Raw genomic sequence first — 25,918 nt, forward strand, 5'->3', positions numbered from 1 at the left:
CGTGACGACGACGAGCACGAACCGGGGCGGCGGCTCCGGCGCGCCCCTGCTGAGCATCCGCGACCTCGAGGTCACCTTCCGGACCGAGGCCGGGTCCGCCGTCGCCGTGCGCGGCGCGTCCTTCGACGTGCACGCCGGGCAGACGGTCGCCGTCGTCGGCGAGTCGGGCTCCGGGAAGTCGACGACCGCCGCCGCCGTGATCGGCCTGCTCGCGGGCAACGGCTCGGTGACGGGCGGCAGCATCCTGTTCGACGGCGAGGACCTGACGACGCTCGGGCCGGACGCGATGCACCGCCTGCGCGGCAGCCGCATCGGGATGGTGCCGCAGGACCCCATGTCGAACCTCAACCCGGTCCGCCGGGTGGGGCACCAGATCGACGAGACGCTCGTGGACAACGCGGTGGTCACGGGGCGGGACGTGCGGCCGCGCACCGTCGAGCTGCTCGAGGAGGCGGGCCTGCCCGACGCGGCGCGCCGCGCGCAGCAGTACCCGCACGAGTTCTCGGGGGGCATGCGCCAGCGCGCGCTCATCGCGATGGGGCTGGCGGCCCGTCCGCAGCTGCTCATCGCGGACGAGCCGACCTCGGCGCTCGACGTCACGGTGCAGCGGGTCATCCTCGACGGGCTGACCGACCTCACGGACCGGCTGGGCGTCGCGGTGCTGCTCATCACGCACGACCTGGGCCTGGCGGCGGAGCGCGCCGACCGGATCGTCGTCATGTACCGGGGCGAGGTCGTCGAGCAGGGGCCGGCCCGGCAGCTGCTCACCGACCCGCAGCACGAGTACACGCGGCGCCTGATCGCGGCCGCGCCGTCGCTGGCCTCCCGCCGCGCCGAGCTGGCGCGCACCGGCGCGCAGGTGGCGGTCGCGGGGGTGGACGACCTGCTCGTCGTCCCCGCCGCGCACGACGGGCAGGCGCCGGAGGAGCGGCCGATCGTCGAGGTCGACCACGTCTCGAAGGTCTTCCGCCTGCGCGGCAAGGGCCTGCTGGGCCGTGCCACCGACTTCACGGCGGTCGACGACGTCAGCTTCGTCGTCCCGCGCGGCCGGACCGTCGCGGTGGTGGGGGAGTCCGGGTCGGGCAAGTCCACGGTCGCGAAGATGATGCTGGGCCTGCTGCCGCCGACGTCGGGCACGATCCGCTTCGACGGCGTCGACGTGACGGGCAAGGACCGCGCTGCCGAGGTGGCGTTCCGGCGCCGCGTGCAGCCGATCTTCCAGGACCCCTACGCGTCGCTCGACCCGCTCTTCACGATCTACCGGACGATCGAGGAGCCGCTGCGCGCGCACGGCATCGGCGACGGGGCGTCCCGGCGCGCCCGGGTGCGCGAGCTCATGGACCAGGTCGCCCTGCCGGCCGAGCTGCTGCGCCGCTACCCGGCGGAGCTCTCGGGGGGCCAGCGGCAGCGCGTCGCCATCGCACGCGCGCTCGCGCTCGAGCCGGAGCTGGTGGTGTGCGACGAGGCGGTCTCCGCGCTCGACGTCATCGTGCAGTCGCAGATCCTGCGGCTGCTCGTGGAGCTGCAGGAGCGGCTCGGGCTGTCCTACCTGTTCATCAGCCACGACCTCGCGGTCGTGCGGCAGGTGGCCGACCACGTGTGCGTCATGCAGTCCGGCCGCCTGGTCGAGGAGGGCACCGTGGAGGACGTGTTCGAGCGGCCGCGCACCGAGTACACGCGCACGCTCCTCGACGCGATCCCCGGGCGCGACCTCGAGCTCGGCCGCACGGCCTGAGGCCCGGCGACAGGGACCGAAGGCGCACGTCAGGGGCAGAGGCGCTGGATAGGGTGGCGGCGGCGCGACGACGTGGGCGCGCCGCCCCCACCCCCTGTGCGACGAGGAGCTCATCAGCGTGCGTGTCGGACTGCTCACCGGCGGGGGCGACGTCCCCGGCCTGAACGCCGCCATCCGTGCCGTGGTCAAGCGCGGGGAGGGGGAGCACGGGCACTCGATCATCGGGTTCCGCAACGGGTGGAAGGGCGTCGTCGACGGCGACGTCATGCCGCTGACCCGGCAGCACATCCGCAACGTCCTGCCCGTCGGCGGGACGCTGCTCGGCACCGCGCGGTACCACCCGCACGCCGCCGACGGCGGCCTGGACGCGGCGCTGGCCACGCTGGAGGCCGAGCGGATCGAGGCGCTCATCTGCATCGGCGGCGACGGCACGCTGCACGCGGCGAGCAGGATCGCCGAGGCGGGCGTCAAGATCGTCGGCATCCCGAAGACCATCGACAACGACGTGTGGGGGACCGACGCGTCCATCGGCTTCGACACGGCGGTGAGCATCGCGACCGAGGCCATCGACCGCGTCCACACCACGGCGGAGTCGCACAACCGCGTGATGATCGTGGAGGTGATGGGCCGCCACGCCGGGTGGATCGCGGTGACGTCCGGGATCGCGGGCGGCGCCGAGCTCGTCCTGGCCCCCGAGGAGCCGTTCGACATCGACCGGGTCGAGCGCTTCCTCAAGCACCGGCACCGCGCACACGCCAGCTTCTCGATCCTCGTCGTCGCGGAGGGCGCGGTGCCCGCCGAGGGCACGTCCATGCACTACGAGACGCAGGTCGGCAAGTTCGGCGAGATCGTGGCCGGCGCCATCGGCGAGCGGCTCAAGGTCGAGATCGAGCGGCGGACGGGCTTCGACACGCGGGTCACGGTCCTGGGGCACACCCAGCGGGGCGGGACGCCCACCGCGGCCGACCGGATCCTCGCCTCGCGGTTCGGCGTGGCCGCGATCGACGCCGTCGACGCCGGCACGTCCGGCGTGATGACGGCCCTGCGCGGCGAGCGTGTCGAGCTCGTGCCGATCCCGGAGATCGCGGGCAAGGTGAAGTACGTCCCGGAGGACCTCCTGCGGGTCGCGGGCGCCCTGGCCTGAGCGCGCCCCGCGTCTTTGCCTGCAGGCCTGTCCACCGATAGGGTGGACGGCGGTTGTCGCGCGCCTTCGTCCCGATCTCCGCTCCGCGACGGAGAGGAACACCGGGGTCGGTGCCGCGGTTGACCTCATCGGCACCGCAACGCACGTCCGTGGCGCCACCCCTCCCACGTCCGCACTACTCCCTGTCCGCATCGGAGCCCACCACTACATGAGCATCTCCACCCCCGCGAAGCCCGCCACGCCGCAGGTCGCGGTGAACGACATCGGTTCGGCCGAGGACTTCCTGGCCGCGATCGACGCCACCATCAAGTACTTCAACGACGGTGACATCGTCGAGGGCACGATCGTCAAGGTCGACCGCGACGAGGTCCTCCTCGACATCGGCTACAAGACCGAGGGCGTCATCCCGTCCCGTGAGCTGTCGATCAAGCACGACGTCGACCCGGGCGAGGTCGTCCAGGTCGGCGACCAGGTCGAGGCCCTGGTCCTCCAGAAGGAGGACAAGGAGGGCCGGCTGATCCTGTCCAAGAAGCGGGCGCAGTACGAGCGCGCGTGGGGCACGATCGAGAAGATCAAGGAGGAGGACGGCGTCGTCACCGGCACCGTCATCGAGGTCGTCAAGGGCGGCCTCATCCTCGACATCGGTCTGCGCGGCTTCCTGCCCGCCTCGCTCGTCGAGATGCGCCGTGTCCGCGACCTCCAGCCGTACGTCGGCAAGGAGATCGAGGCGAAGATCATCGAGCTCGACAAGAACCGCAACAACGTCGTCCTCTCGCGCCGTGCGTGGCTCGAGCAGACGCAGTCCGAGGTCCGCTCCACCTTCCTGCAGACGCTGCAGAAGGGCCAGGTGCGCCCCGGTGTGGTCTCGTCGATCGTCAACTTCGGTGCGTTCGTCGACCTGGGCGGCGTGGACGGGCTCGTGCACGTCTCCGAGCTGTCCTGGAAGCACATCGATCACCCCTCCGAGGTCGTCGAGGTCGGCCAGGAGGTCACGGTCGAGGTGCTCGAGGTCGACTTCGACCGTGAGCGCGTCTCCCTGTCGCTGAAGGCGACGCAGGAGGACCCGTGGCAGGCGTTCGCCCGCACGCACGCCATCGGCCAGGTCGTGCCCGGCAAGGTCACCAAGCTCGTGCCGTTCGGTGCGTTCGTGCGCGTCGAGGACGGCATCGAGGGCCTCGTGCACATCTCGGAGCTGGCCGTGCGCCACGTCGAGATCCCCGAGCAGGTCGTGCAGGTCGGCGACGACGTCTTCGTCAAGGTCATCGACATCGACCTCGAGCGTCGCCGCATCTCGCTCTCGCTCAAGCAGGCGAACGAGGGCTTCGACCCCGAGTCGGACGACTTCGACCCCGCGCTGTACGGCATGGCGGCCGAGTACGACGAGCAGGGCAACTACAAGTACCCCGAGGGCTTCGACCCGACCACCAACGAGTGGCTCGAGGGCTTCGAGGCGCAGCGCGAGGCGTGGGAGGCCCAGTACGCGGCCGCGCACGAGCGCTGGGAGGCGCACCGCAAGCAGGTCGCCGAGGCGAACCGTGCGGACGCCGAGGCGGGCAACGAGTCGGCTCCCGCCGCCACCGGCGGTGCCGCGCCCTCGACGTACTCGTCGTCGACCGAGGAGGTCACCGGCACCCTCGCGTCGGACGAGGCGCTCGCCGCCCTGCGCGAGAAGCTCACGGGCAACTGACGCACGCGGGCCGCGGCCCGCAGGCTCACGACGGCCGGTCACCCCTCGGGTGGCCGGCCGTCGGCGTTCCCGGGCGGCGGAGGCCGGGGTCGCGCCGCTCCCTCCCTGCCGCCACGATGGGCAGGTGCAGCGCATCGGACTGACAGGTGGCATCGCGGCGGGGAAGTCCGTCGCAGCACGGCGGCTGGCGGCCCGGGGCGCGGTCGTGGTGGACCACGACGTGCTGGCCCGGGAGGCGGTCCTGCCCGGCTCGGCGGGCCTCGACGCCGTGGTCGAGGCGTTCGGCCCGGAGGTGCTCACCGCTGACGGCGTGCTGGACCGCCCAGCACTCGGCCGTGTCGTGTTCTCCGACCCCACCGCACGCGCGCGGCTGGACGCCATCGTGCACCCCGTCGTCCGCCGTCTCGCCGCCGAGCGCGAGGCGGCCGCGGCGGCCGCGGACGCGTCCGCCGTGGTGGTGCACGACATCCCGCTGCTGGTCGAGACCGGGCAGGCCGACCGCTTCCACCTCGTCGTCGTGGTGCACGCCCCGGCGGTGCTGCGTGTCGAGCGCCTCGTGCGCCTGCGCGGCATGGAGCGGTCGGACGCCGAGGCCAGGGTCGCCGCGCAGGCGGGCGACGAGGTACGGCTCGAGGTGGCGGACGTGGTGCTCGACGGGACGGGCCAGGACGCCGACCTGGAGCGGCAGGTCGACGACCTGTGGGAGCGGCTCGCACAGGAGCGCGACGCGGAGACGGGGGCGGGCCTCACCTGATGGGGTGTCCCGGGGGCGGACCCGTTCCGCTGCCGACCCGGGACCCTGTACCGTCGCGTCGCCCGGTGGGACGTGCTCGGCCGTCCGGGTGAAGTCGGACGGGGAAGCGCATGCCTGCGCTCCCGCCGTCCGATCAGGGGGCAGGCGCAGAGCTGCGCCGACACGGTGGACGAGGACGTGCACCGTGACGCGGACGGATCCCGGGAGGGACCATGGCGCTCCAGTCGATCGGCACGAACGGGTGGGAGGCGCGCCCCGCGCAGTCGAAGGCGTCGGTCTCGGTGGCGAGCCGCGTGCTCACCGCGAACCAGGTCCTCGACCTCGCGGCGAAGGCGGCCGCCGAGGTGGAGGACACGAGCGGGTGGGTGCGTCCGCTCGAGCGCGGCTCGAACCGGCTGCGGCTGGTGGTCCGCGACCTGACCCGGGCGGACGACGAGCCCGTCCTGCACTTCGACGTGGAGGTGGACCGCGCCGTCGGCCGCGTGACGGCGCGCACGGTCATCCAGACCTTCGTCGTGAAGCAGTCGGGCGTGGCGGCGCTGCTGCCGGTGGCCCGGCGCAAGATCGCCGGCTTCAGCGCCTACCGGGCCTTCATGGAGCGGTACGCCGACGCGCTGTCGGACGTCGACCCCGACGTGCAGGTGTCGTACAGCGGCGACTGACGCCCGGCGCCGTCGTGGGCGGCCGGCCACCGCGGGAGGCGGTTCGCCCTGCGCGGACTCCCGTGCACGGGCGCCGCGTCTGTCGGTGGTCGGTCGTACCGTGGACGCATGCGCCCCGTGACCGACCTGCAGCGGACCGTCGCGCCGTTCGAGGTGGTGTCGGAGTACACCCCGAGCGGCGACCAGCCGGCCGCGATCGCCCAGCTCGCCGAGCGCATCCAGGCGGGCGAGAAGGACGTCGTCCTGCTCGGTGCGACCGGTACCGGCAAGTCGGCGACGACGGCCTGGCTGATCGAGAAGCTCCAGCGCCCGACGCTCGTCATGGCGCCGAACAAGACGCTGGCTGCCCAGCTCGCGACGGAGTTCCGCGAGCTGCTGCCGAACAACGCGGTCGAGTACTTCGTGTCGTACTACGACTACTACCAGCCCGAGGCGTACATCGCGCAGACGGACACGTACATCGAGAAGGACTCCTCCATCAACGAGGAGGTCGAGCGCCTGCGGCACTCGGCGACCAGCTCGCTGCTCACCCGGCGCGACGTCGTCGTGGTCGCGTCCGTGTCGTGCATCTACGGCCTGGGGACGCCCCAGGAGTACGTCGACCGCATGGTGACGCTCAACGTCGGCGACGTGGTCGACCGCGACCGGCTGCTCCGGCAGTTCGTCACCATGCAGTACTCGCGCAACGACATGGCGTTCACGCGCGGCACCTTCCGGGTGCGCGGCGACACCGTCGAGATCATCCCGGTGTACGAGGAGCTCGCGATCCGCATCGAGTTCTTCGGCGACGAGATCGAGGCCATCGCGACGCTGCACCCGCTGACGGGCGACGTCGTGCGCGTCGAGCAGCAGGTGCACGTCTTCCCGGCGACGCACTACGTCGCGGGCCCCGAGCGCATGGAGCGGGCCATCGCGGGCATCGAGGCCGAGCTCGAGGAGCGGCTGGCGGAGCTCGAGCGGCAGAACAAGCTGCTCGAGGCGCAGCGGCTGCAGATGAGGACCACCTACGACATCGAGATGATGCGCCAGGTCGGCTCCTGCTCCGGCATCGAGAACTACTCGCGGCACATCGACGGACGCGCGCCCGGCTCGGCGCCGAACACGCTGCTCGACTACTTCCCCGAGGACTTCCTGCTCGTCATCGACGAGTCGCACGTGACCGTGCCGCAGATCGGGGCGATGTTCGAGGGCGACATGTCGCGCAAGCGGAGCCTCGTGGACCACGGCTTCCGCCTGCCGAGCGCGACCGACAACCGGCCGCTGCGCTGGGAGGAGTTCGTCGAGCGCATCGGGCAGACGGTGTACCTGTCCGCCACGCCGGGCAGCTACGAGCTGTCCATGTCGGACGGCGTGGTGGAGCAGATCATCCGTCCCACCGGCCTCGTGGACCCCGAGGTCGTGGTCAAGCCGACGCAGGGGCAGATCGACGACCTGCTGGGGGAGATCCGCGACCGCGTCGACCGCGACGAGCGCGTCCTGGTCACGACGCTGACGAAGAAGATGGCCGAGGACCTCACCGACTACCTGCTCGAGAAGGGCGTGCGGGTGCGCTACCTGCACTCCGAGGTGGACACCTTGCGCCGCGTCGAGCTGCTGCGCGAGCTGCGTCTCGGCGAGTACGACGTCCTCGTCGGCATCAACCTCCTGCGAGAGGGCCTCGACCTGCCGGAGGTCTCGCTCGTCGCGATCCTCGACGCCGACAAGGAGGGGTTCCTCCGCTCGGGGACGTCCCTCATCCAGACGATCGGGCGCGCGGCGCGCAACGTCTCGGGCCAGGTGCACATGTACGCGGACCGCATCACGCCGGGCATGGCGACGGCCATCGAGGAGACGAACCGCCGGCGCGAGCGGCAGGTCGCGTACAACCGTGAGCACGGGATCGACCCGCAGCCGCTGCGCAAGAAGATCAACGACATCACCGACCTGCTGGCCCGCGAGGACGCCGACACCGCGGAGCTCCTGGGCGGGGCCGGGCGGCAGGCCAGCCGCGGCAAGGCCCCGGTGCCCGGCCTCGGGTCGCGTCAGGGCCCGACCGACGAGCGCACGCGCCTGGTCGGGGCGGCCGCCGGCGAGCTCGCCGACCTCATCCAGCAGCTGACCGACCAGATGCACGCGGCGGCGGCCGAGCTGCAGTTCGAGCTCGCGGCGCGTCTGCGCGACGAGATCTCCGGGCTCAAGAAGGAGCTCCGGCAGATGCACGCGGCGACCGCCTGACGGCGCCGCGGGACGCCACGACCGGGAGGACGCATGGACCGCAGGCTGCAGCTGACGTTCGATGCCCACGACCCGCGCGCCCTCGGCACGTTCTGGGCCGAGGTGCTGGGCTACGTCGAGGACCCGCCTCCGGAGGGTTTCGACGACTGGGAGGCGGCGCTGCGGGCCTGGGGGCTGCCCGAGGAGCGCTGGAACGACGCCTACGCCATCGTCGACCCGGCCGGGGACGGCCCGCGGATCTTCCTGCAGCGCGTGCCGGAGGGGAAGACGGCCAAGAACCGGATGCACCTGGACGTGGGTCTGCCCGGCGGCGGCCGCCGCGGCGACGAGCCGGACCGGGACGCCGTCCGTGCCCGGGCCGAGGAGCTGGCGGGCCTCGGCGCCCGCGTGGTCCAGGAGTTCGACGAGCCGGTGTCGGGGTTCTGGGTCGTCATGCAGGACCCGGAGGGCAACGAGTTCTGCCTCGTCTGAACGGACGCCCGCGGGGCGGTCACGCGCGGCGGGCACCTATGATGGTCGGCGGAGGGGAGTACTCCCCACGACGTCATCGTCATCACGGTCGCCAGCGTTGCCGGCCCGGTGCCGTCGGCCGCGTCGCACGACACCGGGCACAGCGACCCGTCCGTGCGCGGGCGGAAGAGACCTCCGGTCATCCGTCGTACCGATCGAGAGGTCTTCCCTGTGGACGTTCCCGGCTGGGTGTGGGCCGTCACCGTCGGCGCCATCCTCGTGATGCTCGCCGTCGACTACGTGGGGCACGTGCGCTCGCCGCACGAGCCGACGCTGCGCGAGTCCGCGTGGTGGTCCGCCGGCTACGTCGGCATCGCGCTGCTGTTCGGCGTGCTCGTCTGGGTGTTCGCCGGCGGGCAGTACGGCGGTGAGTACTTCGCCGGCTACATCACCGAGAAGAGCCTGTCCGTCGACAACCTCTTCGTGTTCGTGCTCATCATGGCGAGCTTCCGGGTGCCGCGGCTGTACCAGCAGAAGGTGCTGCTCATCGGCATCACGATCGCCCTGGTGCTGCGGACGATCTTCATCTTCGTCGGCGCCGCGCTGATCGAGAACCTCAGCTGGATCTTCTACATCTTCGGCGCCTTCCTGCTGTACACCGCGTGGGCGCAGATCCGCTCGGGCAGCGAGGACGAGGACGAGTACAAGGAGAACGCGGCCCTGCGGCTGACGCGCCGGGTGTTCCGGACCACCGACGACTACGTCGAGGACCGCATGGTCGTCCGGCGCGACGGCGTCCGCTTCATCACGCCGATGCTCATCGTGATGGTGGCGATCGGCACGGCCGACATCATCTTCGCCGTCGACTCGATCCCGGCCATCTTCGGCCTCACGCAGGAGACGTACCTGGTCTTCGCGGCCAACGCGTTCTCGCTGCTCGGCCTGCGCCAGCTCTTCTTCCTCATCGACGGCCTGCTCGACAAGCTCGTGTACCTGTCGTACGGGCTCGGGGCCATCCTCGGCTTCATCGGCATCAAGCTCGTCATCCACGCCCTGCACACCAACGAGCTGCCGTTCGTCAACGGGGGCGAGCACGTCGAGGTCATCCCCGAGATCTCCACGCCGGTGTCCCTCGCCTTCATCGTCGTGACGCTCGCGATCACCACCGTCCTCTCGCTGCGCCGGACCCGGCGGGACGCGACGGCCAGCGCGGTGCACCACGCCTCCGTCCAGGAGGCGGCGCTCGGAGTCCAGTCCGAGGCGCCGCTCGAGGACGACGCCGACCGCCGCCCGTGACCCAGGAGCTGCCGACGGCCTTCGTGGTCGTCTCGCTCGTCCTCGTCGTGGGGATCCTGCTCGTGGACCTGGGCGTCGTGGGGCGCCGTCCGCACGTGCCGTCGACACGCGAGAGCGTCACGTGGGTAGGCGTCTACGTGGGGCTGGCGCTCGTCTTCGCCGGGCTGCTGTGGGCGGCCGGCGGGCTGGTGCCCGCGGAGGAGTTCGTCGCGGGCTGGTTGACCGAGTACAGCCTCTCCGTCGACAACCTGTTCGTCTTCCTGCTCATCATGTCGAGCTTCGCGGTGCCGCGGGAGCAGCAGCAGCGGGTGCTCATGGTCGGCATCGTCGTCGCGCTCGTGCTGCGGGCGGCGTTCATCCTCGCCGGCGCGGCGATCATCGAGCGGAACACCTGGGTCTTCTACCTCTTCGGTGCCTTCCTCGTGTACACGGCGGTCCGGCTGCTGCGCGAGGGGACCGGCGGCGACGAGGAGTACGAGGAGAACGCGCTCGTCCGTGGCGTCCGCCGGGTGCTGCCGATGTCGCCGGGCTACGACGGCGGGCGGGTCCGCACGGTCCACGACGGGCGGCGCGTGTTCACGCCGCTGCTCGTGGTGTTCCTCGCGATCGGCACGACGGACCTGCTGTTCGCGTTCGACTCGATCCCCGCGATCTTCGGGCTCACGCACGACCCGTTCATCGTCTTCACGGCGAACGTCTTCGCCCTCATGGGGCTGCGGCAGCTGTACTTCCTGCTCGGTGGGCTGCTCGACCGGCTGGTGTACCTGCCGTACGGCCTCGCGGCGATCCTCGCGTTCATCGGCGTCAAGCTCGTGCTGGAGGCGCTCGCCACGAACTCGCTGTCGTTCCTCAACGGCGGGGAGCCGTTCGCCTGGGCGCCCGAGGTGCCGACGTGGCTGTCGCTCGTGGTCATCGCCGTCGCCCTGCTGACCGCGACCGGGGCGAGCCTGCTCGCGTCGCGACGGACCGCGACGCAGGGTGTCGACCGGCCCGTCGGCGGCGCCGCCGAGGAGCCCGCGACCGAGGCCTGAGGCGGGCGGGCGCCCGGTGTCAGACCTGGTCGGCCCACGGGCCGAGCACCAGCTGCCACGTGCGCACCTCGGTGGCGGCGACGAGGCCCTCGCGCGCGAACGGGTCGTCGGCCAGCAGCCCGCGCAGCCCGGGCTCGTCCTCGGCGCGGAACACCAGCAGCGCGCCCGGCTCGGCGTCGTCGGCGAACGGGCCGGACCCGAGCAGGCCCCCCTCGTCCGCGAGCCCGGCGAGCCACGCCCGGTGCTCGGGGCGGACCGCGTCGCGCACGTCGGTGCGGTCGTCGTAGGTGTACCGGACGGCGAAGAGGGTCATGGCGTCATCCTGCCGCAGGTGAGGCGGCCCACCACCGGGCCGGCCGGGGAGGACGGCCGCGCGCCCGGTGGCAGAGTGGAGGCATGACCTCCGCGACGGGCGGCGACCGATGACCCGGTCCCCGCGCACCCTGCTGTCCGACGACCTGCTCGAGCGCGTCCACGCGCGCGCCGACGTCCACGACCGTGAGAACACCTTCCCCCACGACGACCTCGCCGACCTCGTGGCGGCCGGGTACCTGACGGCGTTCGTGCCCGAGCGTCTCGGCGGTGCCGGTCTCACCCTCGAGGAGGTCGCGCGGGAGCAGGTGCGGCTCGCTGCGGCGGCCCCGGCGACAGCCCTCGCGGTGAACATGCACCTGGTCGTCACGGGCCTCGCGGCGCTGCTCGTCGCGCGCGGCGACGACTCGGTCGAGTTCGTCCTGCGGGACGCGGCCGCGGGCGAGGTCTTCGCGTTCGGCAACTCCGAGGCGGGCAACGACCTCGTGATGTTCGGGTCCCGGACACGGGCGGAACCGGCCGAGGACGGCGGCTACCGGTACACCGGGACCAAGATCTTCACGTCGCTGTCCCCGGTCTGGACCCGCCTGGCGACCTTCGGCCTCGACGAGTCCGACCCCGAGGACCCCCGCCTCGTGCACGGCGTCGTCGCCCGGGCGGACGGCGGCGTGAGCACGAAGGACGACTGGGACACCCTCGGCATGCGCGCGACGCAGTCCGCCACGACGGTCCTCGACGGCGCGTACGCCCCGGCGGACCGCGTCTACCGTCGCCTGCCCGTCGGGCCCAGCGCCGACCCCTTCGTGTTCGCGCTCTTCGCCGTCTTCGAGACGCTGCTCGCCGCCGTGTACACGGGGATCGGCCGGCGCGCGCTCGAGCTGGGCGTGCAGCACGCGCGCCGGCGGACGTCGATGAAGTACGGCGGCCGGTCCTACGCGCAGGACCCCGACATCCGCTGGAAGATCGCGGACGCGGCCCTCGCGCAGGACGGGGCGGAGCTGCAGGTGTTCGCGCTCGCGCGCGACGTCGACGAGCAGGCCGACCACGGCAGCCGCTGGTTCGCCCAGCTCGTCGGGCTCAAGGTGCGGGCGACGGAGACGGCCCGGCAGGTCGTCGACCTCGCGCTGCGGGTCTCCGGAGGCGGCGCCTACTTCACGGGCAGCGAGCTCGCGCGCCTGTACCGCGACGTGCTGGCCGGCATCTACCACCCGTCCGACGACGAGTCCGCGCACGCGACCGTCGCCGCGTCGCTGCTGGGACCCGTCGAGGACTGAGCCGAGACCCGGCCGGCTGGACCGCGGCCGGCCGGGCTCGCGGCTCGGGCCCGCGCCGCTACCAGCCGCGCTCGCGCCACTCGGCGAGGTGCGGCCGCTCCGCCCCCAGGGTGGTGTCCGCCCCGTGCCCGGGGTACACCCAGGTCGCGTCGTCGAAGCGGTCGAAGACCCGAGTGACGACGTCGTCGAACAGCTGCGTGAACCGCGCGGGGTCGCCGCCGGTGGCGCCCACGCCGTCCGGGAAGAGGCTGTCGCCCGTGAAGAGGTGGACGCGTCCCGGCACGGCGTCCGGCGCGTCCACGTGCTCCGGCTCGCGGAGCGCGAGAGCGACCGACCCGGGCGTGTGCCCCCGCAGCGCGACCACCTCCAGCACGAGGTGCCCGACCGTCAGCGTGTCGCCGTGCACCAGACGCCGGGGGACGGGCCGGCCCACCCCGGCGGCGACGGCGTCGGCGTCGTCGGCACCGGCGGCGAGGGTGGCGCCCGTGACCGCCTCGACGGAGGCGAGAGCGCCGAGGTGGTCACGGTGCCGGTGCGTGGTCACCACCACGTCGAGGCGCGCCGAGCCCGAGCCCTCCCGGACGAGGGCGAGGAGCCGGTCGGGGTCCGCCGCCGCGTCGACGAGGAGCTGCGCGCCCGAGCGCCGGCACGTCACGAGGTAGGCGTTGTTGTCCATGGCGCCGACCGCGACCTTGCGGATCTCCGCGTCGTCGAGCACCCGGAGCTCGGTCGGGCCGCCGACGCGGACCTCGCCCGTGTACGTCACCGCCGCTCCTCCCCGCCGGCCGTCGCCCGGCTGTGCGCCGCCGCCTCCCGCCCGTCAGGACGAGCGCCGGGACGGGCGGCGCGCTGGTCGTCCCGCCCAGCATGGCCGCCCGGCCGCGGGCACGCGCGCCGGGCTGGTCGGCGTGACGTCGAACACGTGTGCGATTGTCGGTGGCCGGACGTAGACTCGTCCGCTGTGAACGATCGCCTGGTGGTCCGCGGTGCCCGGGAGCACAACCTGCGGAACGTCGACCTCGACCTGCCCCGTGACGCCCTGATCGCGTTCACGGGCCTGTCGGGGTCCGGCAAGTCCTCGCTCGCGTTCGACACGATCTTCGCCGAGGGCCAGCGCCGGTACGTGGAGTCGCTGTCCGCGTACGCCCGCCAGTTCCTCGGGCAGATGGACAAGCCGGACGTCGACTTCATCGAGGGGCTGTCCCCGGCCGTCTCCATCGACCAGAAGTCGACCAACCGCAACCCCCGGTCGACCGTCGGCACGATCACCGAGGTCTACGACTACCTGCGCCTGCTCTTCGCCCGTGCGGGCACGCAGTACTGCCCGGTGTGCGGCGAGCGGGTGACCGCGCAGACGCCGCAGCAGATCGTGGACCGCCTCCTGGAGCTGCCCGAGGGCACGCGCTACCAGGTGCTGGCACCCGTCGTGCGCGGCCGCAAGGGCGAGTACGCCGACCTGTTCCGCGAGCTGCAGGGCAAGGGCTTCTCCCGCGCGCGGGTCGACGGCGAGGTCGTCCAGCTGAGCGCGCCCCCGACGCTGGAGAAGAAGCTCAAGCACGACATCGACGTGGTCGTCGACCGCCTCGTCTCGCGCGAGGGCGTGCAGCGCCGGCTCACGGACTCCGTCGAGACCGCGCTGCAGCTGGCCGGCGGCCTGCTCGTCGTCGAGCTCGTCGACGCCGACGCCGACGACCCGGAGCGGGAGCGCCGGTTCTCCGAGAACCGTGCCTGCCCGAACGACCACGTCCTCACGCTCGAGGAGATCGAGCCCCGGACGTTCTCCTTCAACGCGCCCTACGGCGCGTGCCCCGAGTGCACCGGCATCGGGTCGCGGCTCGAGGTCGACCCCGACCTGGTGGTCCCGGACGACGAGCTCTCGCTGGCGCAGGGCGCCATCGCGCCGTGGGCGCAGGTGTCGTCCGAGTACTTCACGCGCGTCCTGACCGCGCTCGCGCAGGACATGGGCTTCTCGATGGACACCCCGTGGCGCGCGCTGCCCAAGCGCGCGAAGGACGCGGTCCTGCACGGGCAGAACCACGAGGTGAAGGTCCGCTACAAGAACCGGTGGGGGCGCGAGCGCACCTACTCGACCGGCTTCGAGGGCGTCATCACCTTCCTCCAGCGGCGCCACTCCGAGACCGAGTCGGAGTGGAGCAAGGAGAAGTACGAGGCCTACATGCGCGAGGTCCCGTGCCCCGTCTGCCGGGGCGCCCGGCTCAAGCCGGAGGTCCTCGCCGTGCGTGTCGGCGGCAAGTCGATCGCCGACGTGTGCGACCTCCCCATCGACGAGGCCCGCGAGTTCCTCGACGCCCTCGAGCTGGGCGAGCGCGAGCGGGCGATCGCGGCCCAGGTGCTCAAGGAGATCCAGGCACGTCTGGGCTTCCTGCTCGACGTCGGCCTGGACTACCTCTCGCTGTCGCGCCCGGCGGGCACGCTCTCGGGCGGCGAGGCGCAGCGCATCCGGCTCGCGACGCAGATCGGGTCCGGCCTCGTGGGCGTGCTGTACGTCCTCGACGAGCCGTCGATCGGCCTGCACCAGCGCGACAACCGCCGGCTCATCGAGACGCTCACGCGCCTGCGCGACCTCGGCAACACGCTCATCGTCGTGGAGCACGACGAGGACACGATCCGCACGGCGGACTGGGTCGTCGACATCGGCCCGGGCGCCGGCGAGCACGGCGGCCGCGTCGTGCACTCCGGGGACCTGCAGGGCCTGCTGGAGGCGCGCGAGTCCGTCACCGGCGCCTACCTGTCCGGTCGCCGCGCGATCGGCACGCCGGCGACGCGCCGGCCCGTCGACCCCACGCGGCAGGTCACGGTCGTGGGTGCGCGCGAGCACAACCTCAAGGGCGTGGACGTGTCGTTCCCCCTGGGCACGCTGACGGCGGTGACCGGCGTCTCGGGCTCGGGCAAGTCGACCCTCGTGAACTCGATCCTCTACACGGTGATGGCGAACGAGCTCAACGGCGCCCGCCAGGTCGCCGGACGGCACAAGCGCGTCACGGGGCTCGAGCACCTCGACAAGGTCGTGCACGTCGACCAGGGGCCGATCGGGCGCACGCCGCGGTCGAACCCCGCGACCTACACCGGCGTGTGGGACCACGTCCGCCGGCTGTTCGCCGAGACCTCCGAGGCGAAGGTCCGCGGGTACACGCCCGGGCGCTTCTCGTTCAACGTCAAGGGCGGGCGCTGCGAGGCGTGCTCCGGCGACGGCACCCTGAAGATCGAGATGAACTTCCTGCCGGACGTGTACGTGCCGTGCGAGGTGTGCCACGGCGCGCGGTACAACCGCGAGACCCTCGAGGTGCACTTCAAGGGCAAGACCGTCGCCGACGTGCTCGACATGCCCATCGCGGAGGCGGCCGAGTTCTTCGCCGCCGTCCCGGCCATCTCGCGGCACCTGCGCACGCTCGTGGACGTGGGGCTCGGGTACGTGCGGCTGGGGCAGCCGGCGCCGACCCTGTCCGGCGGCGAGGCGCAGCGCGTCAAGCTCGCCGCGGAGCTGCAGCGCCGGTCGACGGGCCGCACCGTCTACGTCCTCGACGAGCCGACCACGGGCCTGCACTTCGAGGACATCCGCAAGCTCCTCGGCGTCCTGCAGTCGCTGGTCGACAAGGGCAACTCGGTGATCGTCATCGAGCACAACCTCGACGTCATCAAGAACGCCGACTGGGTGATCGACATGGGTCCCGAGGGCGGCAACGGCGGCGGCACCGTCGTGGCCGAGGGCACGCCCGAGCACGTCGCCACCGTGCCGGCCAGCCACACCGGCCGGTTCCTCGCCGAGGTGCTGGACGTCGAGCGCGAGCCGGTGGCCGTCGGGGCCTGATCCCGGCGGTCAGCGCGCAGGCACGCCCCGTGTCAGCGGTGCCGGCTCGTGCCGCACGGGGAAGTTCACCGAGCGGGCGATGAAGCAGTGCTGGTGCGCGGCGACGTGCAGCTCGGCGAGCACGGCGTCGGTGACCGGCTCCCCGTCGGGCAGCACGGCGTCGGCGAGGACCCGCACGCGCGGGCGGAGCACGACCTCGGTGAACTGCCCGTGCCCCGCGGCCTCGACGCGCATCGTGCCGGTGGGCTGGTCGGCGTAGCCGAGCACCACGACGCCGCGCTGCGCCGCCAGGTGCAGGAACCACAGCATGTGGCACTGCGCGAGCGCGGCGACCAGCAGGTCCTCCGGCGACCACCGTGACCGGTCGCCGCGGAAGGCGGGGTCCGACGACCCGAGCAGCACGGCCTTGCCCGGGGCCGAGAGCTCGTGCTCCCGTCCGTACGACGTGTAGGAGGCGGTGCCGGCGGCACCGGCGCCGGTCCACTCGAGGTCGACGCTGTAGGTGTGCACGGGCGGCATGACGTCACACTACGAGCGGCGCCCCTGGCACGGGTGCTGTCAGCGGGGCGAACTAGGCTCGAACACATGGCCGATCCCGCCACCTACCGCCCCGCGCCGGGGGAGATCCCCGACGCCCCCGGGGTGTACCGGTTCCGCGACGAGCACGGCCGGGTCATCTACGTCGGCAAGGCGAAGAGCCTGCGCAACCGCCTCAACAGCTACTTCCAGGACATCGCGCACCTGCACCCGCGCACCCAGCAGATGGTCACGACGGCGGCGTCGGTGCAGTGGACGGTCGTCGGCACCGAGGTCGAGGCCCTCGCGCTCGAGTACTCCTGGATCAAGGAGTTCGACCCCCGCTTCAACGTGAAGTACCGGGACGACAAGTCGTACCCGTACCTCGCCGTGACGATGGCCGACGAGGTGCCCCGCGTCCAGGTCATGCGCGGCGCCAAGCGCCCCGGCACCCGCTACTTCGGCCCCTACGCCCACGCCTGGGCGATCCGCGAGACCGTCGACCTGCTGCTGCGCGTCTTCCCGGTGCGCACCTGCTCGGCCGGTGTGTTCAAGCGCGCCCGTCAGCAGGGGCGGCCGTGTCTGCTGGGGTACATCGACAAGTGCTCGGCGCCGTGCGTCGGGCGCATCTCCACGGACGACCACCACCAGCTCGCCCAGGACTTCTGCGACTTCATGGCGGGCGACACGGCCCGCTTCACGCGCCGGCTCACGCAGCGCATGAAGGAGGCCGCGGCCGAGCTCGACTTCGAGCGGGCGGCCCGGCTGCGCGACGACGTCGCGACGCTCGAGAAGGCCACCGAGCGCAACGCCGTCGTGCTCTCCGACGGCACGGACGCCGACATCTTCGCGATGGCGGGCGACGAGCTCGAGGCCGCCGTCCAGGTGTTCCACGTGCGTGGCGGCCGCATCCGCGGCCAGCGCGGCTGGGTGGTGGAGAAGGTCGAGGACCTCGGCGACGAGGAGCTCGTGGAGCACCTGCTGCAGCAGGTGTACGGCGGGGAGGGCGCCTCCGACGGTGCCGGCACCGGCGCCGTCCCCCGCGAGGTGCTGGTGCCCGTGCTGCCGGCGAACCTCGACCAGGTGCAGACGTGGCTGACGGGCCTGCGCGGCGCCCGCGTGCAGGTGCGCGTGCCCCAGCGCGGGGACAAGGCGGAGCTCGCGCGCACGGTCCTGCGCAACGCCGAGCACGCCCTCGCGCTGCACCGCACGCGCCGGGCCGGCGACCTGACGACCCGCAGCCAGGCGCTGCGCGAGATCCAGGAGGCCCTGGACCTGCCGACCGCGCCGCTGCGGATCGAGTGCTACGACGTGTCCCACAACCAGGGCACTTACCAGTCGGCGTCGATGGTCGTGTTCGAGGACGGGCTCGCCCGCAAGAGCGAGTACCGCCTGTTCAGCGTCCGCGGTCCCGAGGGCCAGGGCGCGCGCGACGACACCGCGGCGATGCACGAGGTCATCACGCGGCGGTTCCGGCGCTACCTGGCGGAGCGGTCGCAGCTCGGCGACCCCGACCTCGGGGACGGCGAGGACGACGACGGGCCCCGCAACGGCGCGGTCGACGCCGAGACGGGGCGGCCGGCGCGGTTCGCGTACCCGCCGAACCTCGTCGTCGTCGACGGCGGTCCGCCGCAGGTCGCGGCCGCGGCGGCTGCGCTCGCCGAGCTCGGCGTCGACGACGTGGCGCTGTGCGGGCTGGCGAAGCGGCTGGAGGAGGTGTGGGTGCCGGGGGAGGAGTACCCGGTGATCCTGCAGCGCAGCTCCGAGGGCCTGTACCTGCTGCAGCGCGTCCGCGACGAGGCGCACCGGTTCGCGATCTCGGCGCACCGCAAGCGCCGCAGCAAGGGGATGACGGCGTCCGTGCTCGACGACGTGCCCGGGCTCGGCCCGGCCCGCAAGGCGGCCCTGCTGCGCCACTTCGGCTCGGTGAAGCGGCTGCGGGCCGCGTCCGCGGAGGAGATCGCCACGGTCCCGGGGATGGGCGCCAGGACCGCGGAGGCGGTCGTGGCCGCGCTGGGCGGCGGACCGGCCACGGGGGCCGCGTCCGGCGCCGGCGACGCCCGCGCGGCGGAGGGCGCGCAGGAGGCGGCCGGGCCGGCGCAGGCGGCGGTGCCGGGGGAGACCGCGGTGCCCGAGGAGCGCGACGGCGGGTCCCCGGAGCCGGTCGCCGACCGGGCTGGCATCCTGGGGGCATGAGCGAGCCGTCGCCCATCACCGTCCCTTCCGGCATCCCCGCGCTCGAGGCCGCGGCCGAGGCGCCCGTCCTCGACCAGCCGCAGGTCCTCGTCATCACCGGCATGTCCGGCGCGGGACGCACGCGCGCCGCGGCGGTGCTGGAGGACCTGGGCTGGTACGTCGTCGACAACCTGCCCGCCCAGATGCTCACGCACCTGGTCGGCATGCTCACGAGCGGTCCCGTCGGGTCGGGGGCGCGGCGGCTGGCCGCGGTCATCGACGTGCGCGGGCGCGAGTACTTCGCGGCGCTGACGGGCGTGCTGGAGCAGCTGCGCAGCAGCGGCGTCGACGTGCGGGTCCTCTTCCTCGAGTCCTCCGACGAGGTCCTCGTGCGCCGGTTCGAGCAGGTGCGCCGCCCCCACCCGCTCCAGGGCGAGGGACGCATCCTCGACGGCATCGGGCTCGAGCGGTCGGTCCTGGCGGAGCTGCGCGAGCAGGCCGACGTCGTCATCGACACCTCCGAGCTGAACGTGCACGACCTCGCGCGCGAGGTCCGGGCCGCCGTCAGCGGCCCCGGCGAGGACGTGCTCCACGTGTCGGTCCTGTCGTTCGGGTTCAAGTACGGGCTGCCGCTCGACGCCGACCACGTCGTCGACGTGCGCTTCCTGTCCAACCCGTACTGGATCACCGAGCTGCGGCACCTGTCGGGGCGGGACGCACCGGTGCGCGACTACGTGCTCGGCCTGCCGGGCGCGGTGACGTTCGTCGACCGGTACGTGGACGCGCTCGAGCCCGTGCTCGCCGGGTACCTGCAGGAGGAGAAGCGCTACGTCACCATCGCCGTCGGGTGCACGGGCGGCAAGCACCGGTCGGTCGCCATCAGCGAGGCGCTCGCGGCACGCCTGCGGGCCCGCGGGCACCGCGTCCAGGTCACGGCGCGCGACCTGGGCAAGGAGTGACCGGCGCGGTGCCGCCGCGACGTCGGGACCCCGCCCGCCCCGCGTTCGTGGCGCTGGGCGGCGGGCACGGGCTGTCGGCGTCCCTCTCGGCGCTGCGGCTCATGACGGACCGCATCACGGCGGTCGTGACGGTGGCGGACGACGGCGGCTCGTCGGGTCGGCTGCGGGACGAGCTGGGCGTCCTGCCGCCGGGTGACCTGCGCATGGCGCTCTCGGCGCTCACGGACGACTCGGACTGGGGACGCACGTGGCGCGACCTGCTCCAGCACCGGTTCACCTCCGACGGGCCGCTGGACCACCACGCGGTCGGCAACCTGCTGATCGTCGCGCTGTGGGAGCTGCTGGGCGACACGGTCGGCGGGCTCGACCTGGTGGGGCAGCTCCTCGGTGCGCGCGGCCGCGTCCTGCCGATGGCGTCGGTGCCGCTGCGCATCGAGGCCGACGTGCGCCGGCCGGGCGGGGCGCTCGACGTGGTCGTCGGGCAGAGCCACGTCGCCCGCACCGTCGACCCGATCGAGCACGTGCGGCTGGACCCGCCGACACCCCCCGCGTGCGCCGAGGCCGTGGCCGCGGTCCGTGCCGCGGACTGGGTCGTGCTCGGGCCGGGCTCCTGGTACACGTCCGTGCTGCCGCACCTGCTCGTACCGGAGCTGCGCGCGGCGCTGCTCGAGACGCAGGCCCGGATCGTCGTCATCCTCAACCTCAGCCCGGAGGAGGGGGAGACCGCGGGGATGCGCCCGGCGGACCACCTGGACGTCCTGCGCGCGCACGCCCCCGAGCTGCCCGTGCACGCCGTCGTGGCCGACCCGGCCTCGGTGGACGACGTGTCCGCCCTCGCCGACTTCTGCTCCGAGCTGGGCAGCCGCCTCCTCGTGCGCCAGGTGAGCCGGGGCGACCAGCGGGCCGTGCACGACCCGCTGCGCCTGGCGGCGGCGCTGCGCGACGTCGTCGAGGGCTACCTGGGGGACGTGGGCACGCGCGCATCCGGGTGACGCACGGGGCATCCGGCAACCGCCCGAGGGCGCCACGGACAGGTGTCCGGCAATGGCAGGATGACGGCATGGCGTTGACGGCACAGGTGAAGGACGAGCTGGCCCGCCTCAAGGTGGACAAGGTCTCGTGCCGGAAGGCGGAGATCTCGGCGACGCTCCGGTTCGCCGGCGGCCTGCACATCATCTCCGGTCGGATCGTCATCGAGGCCGAGCTCGACACCGGCATCGCCGCCCGGCGTCTGCGGCAGGCGATCGCGGAGGTGTACGGCCACGAGAGCGACATCATCGTCGTCTCCGGCGGCGGCCTGCGGCGCGGCTCCCGGTACGTCGTGCGCGTCGTCAAGGACGGGGAGTCGCTGGCACGCCAGACGGGCCTGCTCGACAACCGCGGGCGTCCGGTGCGCGGCCTGCCGCCGCAGGTGGTCTCGGCGGGGCTCGGCGAGGCGGAGGCCGCGTGGCGCGGGGCGTTCCTCGCGCACGGCTCCCTGACGGAGCCCGGTCGGTCCTCGGCGCTCGAGGTCACCTGCCCCGGCCCGGAGGCGGCGCTCGCGCTCGTCGGCGCGGCGCGTCGGCTCGGCGTGGCCGCGAAGGCCCGGGACGTGCGCGGCGTCGACCGGGTCGTGATCCGCGACGGCGACGCGATCGGCGCGATGCTCGCCCGTCTCGGCGCGCACGACACGCTGCTGGTCTGGGAGGAGCGGCGCGTGCGCCGCGAGGTGCGTGGCACCGCCAACCGGCTGGCCAACTTCGACGACGCGAACCTGCGCCGCTCGGCGCGCGCCGCGGTCGCCGCGGGGGCCCGGGTGGAGCGCGCCTTCGAGATCCTCGGCGAGGACCTGCCCGACCACCTGCGCCAGGCGGGCGAGCTGCGGCTCGCGCACAAGGAGGCGTCGCTCGAGGAGCTGGGGCGTCTGGCCGACCCGCCGCTGACGAAGGACGCCGTCGCCGGGCGGATCCGGCGGCTGCTGGCCACCGCCGACCGTCGGGCCGCGGAGCTCGGTGTGCCGGACACCGAGGCGGGGCTCAGCCCGGACCTGCTCGACCTCTGAGCCCGGTGCGGGCCGCCCGGCGGCCCCGGGTACCCGGGCGATCGTCCAGCATGCGAACGGGTGGGGTGGCGGACCAACGTCATGGGCGTGACCTGAGCCACGGGGTATAGGCTCGGGTCATCCGATCGCAACGCGCGCGCAACACGCTGGGCAACGTCCCGGGGACGCTGCGGGCCCGCGACCGGGACGCACAGCGGCGTGCGTGACCGACACCAACTGTGTGCGCCGGGCTCTGCTCGGCGCGTGCCGAGGAGGGCAAGTGACCATCAAGGTCGGCATCAACGGCTTCGGCCGCATCGGGCGCAACTTCTACCGCGCCATCGTGGCCTCGGGGGCCGACATCGAGATCGTCGGGGTCAACGACCTGACGGACAACAAGACCCTGGCCCACCTGCTCAAGTACGACACGGTCCTGGGCCGCTTCCCGCTGAGCGTGGAGTTCGACGACGAGAACATCATCGTCGACGGCAAGGCGATCCGTGCGCTCGCCGAGCGCAACCCGGCCGACCTGCCCTGGGGCGAGCTCGGCGCGGACATCGTCATCGAGTCCACCGGCTTCTTCACGGACGCCGAGAAGGCCAAGGCGCACATCGAGGCCGGCGCGAAGAAGGTCATCATCTCCGCGCCCGCCAAGAACGAGGACGGCACGTTCGTCGTCGGGGTGAACCACGAGCAGTACGACCCCGCGACGCAGCACATCATCTCCAACGCGTCCTGCACGACGAACTGCCTCGCGCCGCTCGCCAAGGCCCTCAACGACTCGATCGGCATCGAGCGTGGCCTCATGACGACGATCCACGCCTACACGGGCGACCAGAACCTGCAGGACGGCCCGCACCGCGACCTGCGTCGCGCCCGCGCCGCCGCGCAGAACATCGTCCCGACGTCGACGGGTGCCGCCAAGGCCGTGTCGCTCGTCCTGCCCGAGCTCAAGGGCAAGCTCGACGGCTACGCGCTCCGCGTGCCGACGATCACCGGCTCGGCGACGGACCTGACCTTCACCGCCTCGCGCGAGGTCACGGTCGACGAGGTCAACGCCGCGGTGAAGGCCGCCGCGGAGGGCCCGCTCAAGGGTGTCCTGTCCTACGTCGAGGACGAGATCGTGTCCTCGGACATCGTGACGGACCCGCACCAGAGCATCTTCGACTCGAAGCTCACGAAGGTGATCGGCGACCAGGTGAAGGTCGTCTCCTGGTACGACAACGAGTGGGGCTACTCGAACTCCCTCGTCAAGCTCACGGAGTACGTGGGCGACCGTCTCTGACGTCGACGCGTCCGTAGGCAGTCCATGCGTCCGCGTGCGCCGAGGCCACCGGCCCGGCGCACGCGGACGCTGCCGTGTCCGGGGCCGTACGCCCCGAGCCCCCGGCGCCGCCGGGGCCGTGCACCTGGCCGCCGGCACCGCCCGGCGGCAGCGAGGTAGGAGACCATGAAGACCATCGACGACCTGGGCGACCTGCGCGGCAAGCGCGTGCTCGTCCGCTCCGACTTCAACGTGCCGCTCGACGGCACGACCATCACCGACGACGGCCGCATCCGCGCCGCGCTCCCGACGCTGCAGGCGCTGCTCGGCAAGGGCGCGCGCGTCGTCGTCGTGGCCCACCTGGGCCGCCCGAAGGGCGCGCCGGAGGCCAAGTACTCGCTCGCGCCCGTCGCGGAGCGCCTCGGCGAGCTGCTCGGCCAGCCGGTGGCCCTCGCCGACGACCTCGTGGGGGAGTCCGCGAAGGCGACCGTCGCCGGCCTCGAGGACGGGCAGCTCGCCCTGCTCGAGAACGTGCGCTTCGACGCCCGCGAGACGTCCAAGGACGAGGCCGAGCGCGGTGCGCTGGCCGACGAGCTCGCGTCCCTCGTGGACGCCTACGTGTCCGACGGCTTCGGCGTCGTGCACCGCAAGCAGGCGTCGGTCTACGACGTCGCGCAGCGCCTCCCGCACGCGGTCGGCCAGCTCGTCCTCAAGGAGGTCGAGTCGCTGCGCAAGGCCACGGAGGACCCGGCGCGGCCGTACGTCGTCGTGCTCGGTGGCTCGAAGGTCTCCGACAAGCTCGGCGTCATCGAGAACCTCATCGGCAAGGCCGACCGCCTGCTCATCGGCGGCGGCATGCTGTTCACGTTCCTCGCGGCGCAGGGCCACGCGGTGGGCAAGAGCCTGCTCGAGGAGGACCAGATCGAGACCGTGAAGGGCTACCTCGCCACGGCCGCCGAGCGCGGCGTCGAGATCGTCCTGCCGGTCGACGTCGTGGTCGCGCCCGAGTTCAAGGCCGACGCCCCGGCGACGGTCGTCGACGTCGACGCGATCCCCGAGGACCAGATGGGCCTCGACATCGGCCCGCGCTCCGCGGAGCTGTTCGCGTCGAAGATCGTGGACGCGAAGACGGTCGTCTGGAACGGCCCGGCGGGCGTGTTCGAGTTCGAGGCGTTCGCGGCCGGCACGCGTGCGGTCGCGCAGGCGCTCGTGGACGCGGGCCGGGCCGGCGGCTTCACGATCGTCGGCGGCGGCGACTCGGCGGCCGCCGTGCGCACGCTCGGGTTCGACGAGGCCGACTTCGGCCACATCTCCACCGGCGGCGGCGCGTCGCTGGAGTTCCTCGAGGGCAAGACCCTCCCGGGCATCGCAGTGCTGGAGGACTGACCGTGGCGCAGAGCCGTACCCCGCTCATGGCGGGCAACTGGAAGATGAACCTGGACCACCACCAGGCGACGCACACGCTGCAGAAGCTGGCGTGGACGCTCAAGGACGCGAAGCACGACTTCGGGTCCGTGGAGGTCGCGATCCTGCCGCCGTTCACCGACCTGCGCAGCGTGCAGACGCTGGTCGACGCGGACAAGCTCGAGATCGTCTACGGCGCGCAGGACGTGTCGGCGCACGAGTCCGGCGCGTACACGGGGGAGATCTCCCCGCTGTTCCTCAGCAAGCTCGGCTGCACGTACGTGGCCGTCGGGCACTCGGAGCGCCGGCAGTACCACCACGAGGACGACGCCCTGGTCAACGCCAAGGTGAGGTCCGCGCTCGGGGCGGGCCTCGTGCCGATCCTGTGCGTCGGCGAGCCGCTCGAGGTCCGCAAGGCCGGCGAGCACGTCCCGCACACGCTCGCGCAGGTCGACGGCGCGCTCGAGGGCCTGACCGCCGAGCAGGTGGCCGGGCTGGTCATCGCCTACGAGCCCGTCTGGGCGATCGGCACGGGCGAGACGGCGACTCCGGAGGACGCGCAGGAGCTGTGCGGCGCCATCCGCGGCCGCGTCGCGGAGCTGTACGACCAGGCGACCGCGGACGCGGTGCGGGTGCTGTACGGCGGCTCGGTGAAGTCGTCCAACGTCGCGTCGATCATGACGAAGCCCGACGTCGACGGCGCCCTCGTGGGCGGGGCGAGCCTCGACCCCGAGGAGTTCGCGAAGATCGTCCGGTACCAGTCGCACCAGGTCGGCTGACCGCACGACCCCGGCGCGCCGCGACACGGCGCGCACCCGGCGCGGGGCGGTGCTGGCTCGCACCGCCCCGCGTCGCCTACCCTGTACCGCGGTCTGCGCACCGTCGCCACCCGGCGGCACGCACCCGCACCACGACCACCGAGCTGAGGAAGCCCACCGACGTGACTGCCCTGCGAATCTCTCTCCAGGTGCTGCTGGTGCTCACCAGCCTCCTGCTGGTCCCTCTCGTGCTGCTGCACAAGGGCAAGGGCGGCGGCCTGTCCGACATGTTCGGCGGCGGCATCACCGCCAGCGCGGGCTCGTCGGGCGTCGCCGAGCGCAACCTCAACCGCATCACGGTGTCGGTCGCCCTGGTGTGGACGGTCGTGATCGTCCTGCTCGGGCTCATCGAGAAGTTCTCGGACTGAGAGGGA

At 72.8% G+C, this 25,918-nt stretch carries 22 protein-coding genes; 19 read left to right on the top strand and 3 right to left on the bottom strand.

Translation table 11 applies throughout. From position 1 onward, the window contains the following. Window position 1: 1 nt before the first annotated feature. The 9 genes from FB586_RS13560 to FB586_RS13600 all read left to right on the top strand — a co-directional run bounded on the left by FB586_RS13560 (window position 2) and on the right by FB586_RS13600 (window position 10,973). Window positions 2–1,735, top strand: coding sequence for an ABC transporter ATP-binding protein (locus tag FB586_RS13560; protein WP_136519868.1), 1,734 nt, complete (start codon window positions 2–4; stop codon window positions 1,733–1,735). A gap of 118 nt (window positions 1,736–1,853) precedes the next feature. Further along, window positions 1,854–2,879 carry a 6-phosphofructokinase gene (locus FB586_RS13565; RefSeq protein WP_136519869.1) on the top strand — a complete coding sequence of 342 codons (1,026 nt, stop codon included), beginning with the start codon at window positions 1,854–1,856 and terminating at the stop codon, window positions 2,877–2,879. Window positions 2,880–3,087: 208 nt separating this feature from the next. Beyond that, window positions 3,088–4,566: a 30S ribosomal protein S1 gene (gene rpsA / locus FB586_RS13570; protein WP_136519870.1), complete on the top strand. Its 1,479-nt coding sequence runs from the start codon at window positions 3,088–3,090 to the stop codon at window positions 4,564–4,566. Between the two features lie 124 nt (window positions 4,567–4,690). Beyond that, window positions 4,691–5,320 (top strand): dephospho-CoA kinase, encoded by a 630-nt coding sequence (coaE, locus tag FB586_RS13575; protein ID WP_136519871.1) that lies wholly within the window; start codon window positions 4,691–4,693, stop codon window positions 5,318–5,320. A 212-nt stretch (window positions 5,321–5,532) separates the two neighbouring features. Further along, a complete protein-coding gene (locus FB586_RS13580) occupies window positions 5,533–5,982 on the top strand; it encodes a hypothetical protein (protein ID WP_136519872.1) in 450 nt (149 codons plus the stop codon). 108 nt (window positions 5,983–6,090) lie between these two features. Further along, window positions 6,091–8,196, top strand: a complete 2,106-nt coding sequence (uvrB, locus tag FB586_RS13585) for an excinuclease ABC subunit UvrB (RefSeq protein WP_136519873.1) — start codon at window positions 6,091–6,093, stop codon at window positions 8,194–8,196. Window positions 8,197–8,229: 33 nt separating this feature from the next. Then, window positions 8,230–8,667: a VOC family protein gene (locus FB586_RS13590; protein ID WP_136519874.1), complete on the top strand. Its 438-nt coding sequence runs from the start codon at window positions 8,230–8,232 to the stop codon at window positions 8,665–8,667. Between the two features lie 210 nt (window positions 8,668–8,877). Next, window positions 8,878–9,942 carry a TerC family protein gene (locus FB586_RS13595; protein ID WP_136519875.1) on the top strand — a complete coding sequence of 355 codons (1,065 nt, stop codon included), beginning with the start codon at window positions 8,878–8,880 and terminating at the stop codon, window positions 9,940–9,942. Continuing rightward, window positions 9,939–10,973 carry a TerC family protein gene (locus FB586_RS13600; RefSeq protein WP_136519876.1) on the top strand — a complete coding sequence of 345 codons (1,035 nt, stop codon included), beginning with the start codon at window positions 9,939–9,941 and terminating at the stop codon, window positions 10,971–10,973. Before FB586_RS13595 ends, FB586_RS13600 begins: the two co-directional genes overlap by 4 nt. Window positions 10,974–10,992: 19 nt before the next feature. On the opposite strand, the gene FB586_RS13605 is transcribed toward FB586_RS13600, so the two are convergent. Further along, on the bottom strand, window positions 10,993–11,286 hold the full coding sequence (locus tag FB586_RS13605) for a YciI family protein (RefSeq protein WP_136519877.1): 294 nt from the start codon (window positions 11,284–11,286) through the stop codon (window positions 10,993–10,995). A 109-nt stretch (window positions 11,287–11,395) separates the two neighbouring features. Here FB586_RS13605 and FB586_RS13610 point away from each other — a divergent pair, with 109 nt between their 5' ends. Then, complete coding sequence (locus tag FB586_RS13610; RefSeq protein ID WP_136519878.1) at window positions 11,396–12,559, top strand: acyl-CoA dehydrogenase family protein; 1,164 nt, start codon at window positions 11,396–11,398, stop codon at window positions 12,557–12,559. Window positions 12,560–12,617: 58 nt separating this feature from the next. Here the strand turns inward: FB586_RS13610 and FB586_RS13615 are convergent, their stop codons facing one another. After that, on the bottom strand, window positions 12,618–13,325 hold the full coding sequence (locus FB586_RS13615) for an MBL fold metallo-hydrolase (protein WP_246036760.1): 708 nt from the start codon (window positions 13,323–13,325) through the stop codon (window positions 12,618–12,620). Between the two features lie 195 nt (window positions 13,326–13,520). Here FB586_RS13615 and uvrA point away from each other — a divergent pair, with 195 nt between their 5' ends. Then, a complete protein-coding gene (uvrA, locus tag FB586_RS13620; protein WP_136519879.1) occupies window positions 13,521–16,388 on the top strand; it encodes an excinuclease ABC subunit UvrA in 2,868 nt (955 codons plus the stop codon). A gap of 9 nt (window positions 16,389–16,397) precedes the next feature. Here the strand turns inward: uvrA and FB586_RS13625 are convergent, their stop codons facing one another. Next, complete coding sequence (locus FB586_RS13625) at window positions 16,398–16,907, bottom strand: OsmC family protein (protein ID WP_136519880.1); 510 nt, start codon at window positions 16,905–16,907, stop codon at window positions 16,398–16,400. 66 nt (window positions 16,908–16,973) lie between these two features. On the opposite strand from FB586_RS13625, the gene uvrC reads away from it, so the two are divergent. The 8 genes from uvrC to secG all read left to right on the top strand — a co-directional run bounded on the left by uvrC (window position 16,974) and on the right by secG (window position 25,912). Further along, window positions 16,974–19,100, top strand: a complete 2,127-nt coding sequence (gene uvrC / locus FB586_RS13630) for an excinuclease ABC subunit UvrC (protein ID WP_246036761.1) — start codon at window positions 16,974–16,976, stop codon at window positions 19,098–19,100. Then, window positions 19,097–20,038: an RNase adapter RapZ gene (gene rapZ, locus FB586_RS13635; protein WP_136519881.1), complete on the top strand. Its 942-nt coding sequence runs from the start codon at window positions 19,097–19,099 to the stop codon at window positions 20,036–20,038. The genes uvrC and rapZ overlap by 4 nt, the downstream gene beginning before the upstream one ends. An 8-nt stretch (window positions 20,039–20,046) precedes the next feature. Further along, window positions 20,047–21,030, top strand: coding sequence for a gluconeogenesis factor YvcK family protein (locus tag FB586_RS13640; RefSeq protein WP_246036762.1), 984 nt, complete (start codon window positions 20,047–20,049; stop codon window positions 21,028–21,030). A 68-nt stretch (window positions 21,031–21,098) separates the two neighbouring features. Continuing rightward, complete coding sequence (gene whiA / locus FB586_RS13645; protein ID WP_136519883.1) at window positions 21,099–22,079, top strand: DNA-binding protein WhiA; 981 nt, start codon at window positions 21,099–21,101, stop codon at window positions 22,077–22,079. Window positions 22,080–22,338: 259 nt separating this feature from the next. Next, on the top strand, window positions 22,339–23,343 hold the full coding sequence (gene gap / locus FB586_RS13650) for a type I glyceraldehyde-3-phosphate dehydrogenase (protein WP_136519884.1): 1,005 nt from the start codon (window positions 22,339–22,341) through the stop codon (window positions 23,341–23,343). A 165-nt stretch (window positions 23,344–23,508) separates the two neighbouring features. Then, window positions 23,509–24,708 carry a phosphoglycerate kinase gene (locus tag FB586_RS13655; protein WP_136519885.1) on the top strand — a complete coding sequence of 400 codons (1,200 nt, stop codon included), beginning with the start codon at window positions 23,509–23,511 and terminating at the stop codon, window positions 24,706–24,708. A gap of 2 nt (window positions 24,709–24,710) precedes the next feature. Further along, the gene (tpiA, locus tag FB586_RS13660; RefSeq protein ID WP_136519886.1) at window positions 24,711–25,505 is read left to right on the top strand and encodes a triose-phosphate isomerase; all 795 of its coding nucleotides are present in this window, start codon (window positions 24,711–24,713) and stop codon (window positions 25,503–25,505) included. Between the two features lie 161 nt (window positions 25,506–25,666). Next, window positions 25,667–25,912, top strand: a complete 246-nt coding sequence (gene secG / locus FB586_RS13665; RefSeq protein WP_136519887.1) for a preprotein translocase subunit SecG — start codon at window positions 25,667–25,669, stop codon at window positions 25,910–25,912. The last annotated feature ends 6 nt before the right edge of the window (window positions 25,913–25,918 follow it).

Source organism: Cellulomonas telluris, from assembly GCF_004886325.1.
Classification (GTDB): domain Bacteria; phylum Actinomycetota; class Actinomycetes; order Actinomycetales; family Cellulomonadaceae; genus Cellulomonas; species Cellulomonas telluris.